This window comes from Streptomyces sp. ICN903, from assembly GCF_022015835.1.
Classification (GTDB): Bacteria; Actinomycetota; Actinomycetes; order Streptomycetales; family Streptomycetaceae; genus Streptomyces; species Streptomyces fenghuangensis.
In genome coordinates, this window is sequence record NZ_JAKMAY010000466.1 from 1 (window position 1) to 3041 (window position 3041).

The following is a 3041-nucleotide window of genomic DNA, read 5'->3' on the forward strand; positions in this document are numbered from 1 at the left end:
GCGTCATCCGCCCCGGGGCGGAAGGGGGCCGGGCGGCTCGGCGCGGGCGGGCCGGCCGCGCTGCCCGTAGCCGCGCAGCCGCTCGGCGACGCGGTCCAGTTCCCCGGGCGGCAGCAGGGAAGGGGTGCGGCCGGGCACGGAGGCGGCGGCGAGCCAGACGCGGCACATCCACTCCAGCTGGGCGGTGTCGTCGTACGCCCGGCCGAGGCTGTCGGCGTACACGAGCGTGCCGTGGTTGCGCAGCAGGCAGCCGCTGCGGTCGCGCAGCGCCTCCAGCGCGTGGGCGGCCAGCTCCTCGCTGCCGTAGGTGGCGTACGGCGCCACGCGGACCGGGCCGCCCAGGGCGGCGGCCATGTAGTGGATCGCCGGGAGTTCGTCGACGAGGGTGGAGACGGCGGTGGCGTGCACGGCGTGGGTGTGGACGATCGCCGCGGCGCCGGTGGCGCGGTACACCGCCAGGTGCATCGGCAGCTCGCTGGTGGGCACGAGGTCGCCGGCCACCGGCCGCCCGTCCAGGTCGACGGCGCACGGTTCGTCCGGATCGAGGCGGTCGTACGCGATGCCGCTGGGGGTGACCAGGACGGTGTCGCCGACCCGCACCGACACGTTGCCCGAGGTGCCCACGACCAGGCCGTCCGCCACCGTCCGGCGGGCCGTGGCCACCAGTTCCCTCCAGGCGTCCGCCCAGGCCGACCGCATCCGCACCACCTCCGGCGGGGCACTCTAACGGCGGCGGGCGCGTGCCGGGGCGGGCGGTGCGCCGGAGCGCGTGGAGGGTGGGTCGTTTACCGCACCGTGCGACCCTGCGCACACAGGCGACATGAGACACCGTGATGCCGTTCCCAGTTCACCTTGCGTTCACCCGGCATCCTTACCTTCGCCGGGTACCTGCCCCCTCGACCGATTGCCTGGGTGAATGGAAAACATCACGCTTCTCATCGGGATCGTGATCGTCACGGCCTTGGTGTTCGACTTCACCAACGGTTTCCACGACACGGCCAACGCCATGGCCACCACCATTTCCACCGGGGCACTCAAGCCCAAGACCGCGGTGGCGATGTCGGCGGTCCTCAACCTCATCGGCGCCTTCATCTCGGTCGAGGTCGCCGCGACGATCTCCAAAGGCCTCATCAACGAGGACTCCGGCATCGAACCCGCGGTGATCTTCGCGGGGCTGGTCGGCGCGATCCTGTGGAACCTGCTGACCTGGCTGGCCGGACTCCCCTCCAGCTCCTCGCACGCCCTCATGGGCGGTCTCCTCGGCGCCACGATCGCCGCCGTCGGCATCGGCGCCGTCTCCATCAGCGCCGTCTTCATGAAGGTGCTGATCCCGGCCCTCGTCGCGCCCCTGGTCGCCGGCATCGCGGCCATGCTCGCGACCAGGCTGACCTACCGGATCAGCCGCAACGCCGAGGAGGGGCAGGTCGCCAAGGGCTACCGCGCCGGACAGATCGCCTCGGCCGGCCTGGTCTCCCTGGCCCACGGCACCAACGACGCGCAGAAGACGATGGGTGTCATCACCCTCGCGCTGATCTCCGGCGGTGTGCTCGGCGCCGACGCCGACCCGCCGCTGTGGGTCATCGCCTCGGCCGGCATCGCCATCGCGCTCGGCACCTACCTGGGCGGCTGGCGGATCATCCGCACCATGGGCAAGGGCCTGACCGACATCCGCCCGGCGCAGGGCTTCGCCGCCCAGACCAGCTCGGCCGTCACCATCCTGGCCTCCTCCCACCTGGGCTTCGCGCTCTCCACCACGCAGGTCTGCTCCGGTTCGATCATGGGCTGCGGCCTGGGCCGCAAGGGCGGTGTGGTCCGCTGGAGCACCGCCGGCCGCATGGTCGCCGCCTGGGGCCTGACCCTCCCGGCCGCCGGTCTGATCGCCGCGGGCTCCGCGCTGCTGGCCATCCAGGGCGACTGGGGCGTCACCGTGGTCGCCGTCGCCTCCGTCGCCGCCATCGCCGCCATCTGGTTCGCCTCCCGCCGGGAGCCGGTCGACCACACCAACGTCAACGACGTCGAGCCGGCCGAGACGGAGGACGCGGGCGTGGTCACGGCCGCGGTGCAGGCCGTCGCCCCGCCGCCCACCACCGCCATGGAGGAGGCCGAGAAGTCCTCCGACACCCCGGCGAAGACCACCGTCTCCGCTCCCTGAGCCCGAGCCCCGCGAAGGAAGAAGCACCATGGACATCGACTGGGCGGCCCTCGGCCAGGTCTTCGGCGTCAGTCTCGTGATGACGGTCGGCCTGGTGGGCCTGTTCACCCTCGGCATCGTCGGCCTGGGCACCAACGACAAGGCGCGGGGCGGCTCCTCCGCCCTGGCCCGCGTCGGCGCCTACGCCAGCTACGCCCTGTGCGCGGCCGCGGTGGCGTACGGCATCTACATCATCGCGGCCTGACCAGGCCTGCCGGGGCCCGCACGGCCCCGGCAGGCCTCGGTCACGCCTTCGCGGGCGCCCGGCGGACACCGCCGGGCGCCCGCGCGTTCTCCCGGCGCTCCCCGGCGCTTCCCTCCGGCATACGCTGCCTCCCCGGGCTCTTCCGGCGCCCACGGGCGCCCTTCCCCCGCGTTCCCGGTCCGCTCGGGGGCGCGAGCGCCCCGGCGCACCCCCGGCGTGCGCCATGTGCGCTTGCGCACAGTGCGCCACCGCAGGTCACGGGCGAGTTGACGCGCCTCCCCGGCCGTGGTGGACTTCCCGTTGCCAAACGGCGGCAGGAGAGGAAGCCGGTGCGAATCCGGCGCGGTCCCGCCACTGTCACCGGGGAGCGCTCCCCCACCCAGCGTCACGGCCCGCACATCGGGCTGGAAGGCCGGGGGAAGCGCCGATCCGGGAGCCAGGAGACTCTCACCGCCGGTCACGTCGAGCCAGGGCGAGGACCCTGAGTGAGGACATACCGCCATGCCCGGCATCCTGCCTGTCGCACCGCCTCCACTGCGCTGTGCCACCGTTCCCGCACGAGGTGTGACGGCCGGCTGACGCGATGCGTGCCGATCACTCCCTCCCCCCGGCCGTCGCTCCGGCGGACGCCGGCCTCCCCGCCGC

General features: G+C 73.5%; 3 protein-coding genes and 1 riboswitch. Of the genes, 2 read left to right on the forward strand and 1 reads right to left on the reverse strand.

Features of this window, described 5'->3' with window-relative positions; all coding sequences use genetic code 11:
• Positions 1-3 precede the first annotated feature (3 nt).
• Positions 4-699: a class II aldolase/adducin family protein gene (locus tag L7D48_RS27755; protein WP_237883690.1), complete on the reverse strand. Its 696-nt coding sequence runs from the start codon at positions 697-699 to the stop codon at positions 4-6.
• A gap of 217 nt (positions 700-916) precedes the next feature.
• On the opposite strand from L7D48_RS27755, the gene L7D48_RS27760 reads away from it, so the two are divergent.
• Positions 917-2152 carry an inorganic phosphate transporter gene (locus tag L7D48_RS27760; RefSeq protein ID WP_237883692.1) on the forward strand — a complete coding sequence of 412 codons (1236 nt, stop codon included), beginning with the start codon at positions 917-919 and terminating at the stop codon, positions 2150-2152.
• Positions 2153-2180: 28 nt separating this feature from the next.
• Positions 2181-2396, forward strand: a complete 216-nt coding sequence (locus tag L7D48_RS27765; RefSeq protein ID WP_101254474.1) for a hypothetical protein — start codon at positions 2181-2183, stop codon at positions 2394-2396.
• A 318-nt stretch (positions 2397-2714) separates the two neighbouring features.
• A riboswitch (cobalamin riboswitch) is annotated at positions 2715-2843 on the forward strand.
• The last annotated feature ends 198 nt before the right edge of the window (positions 2844-3041 follow it).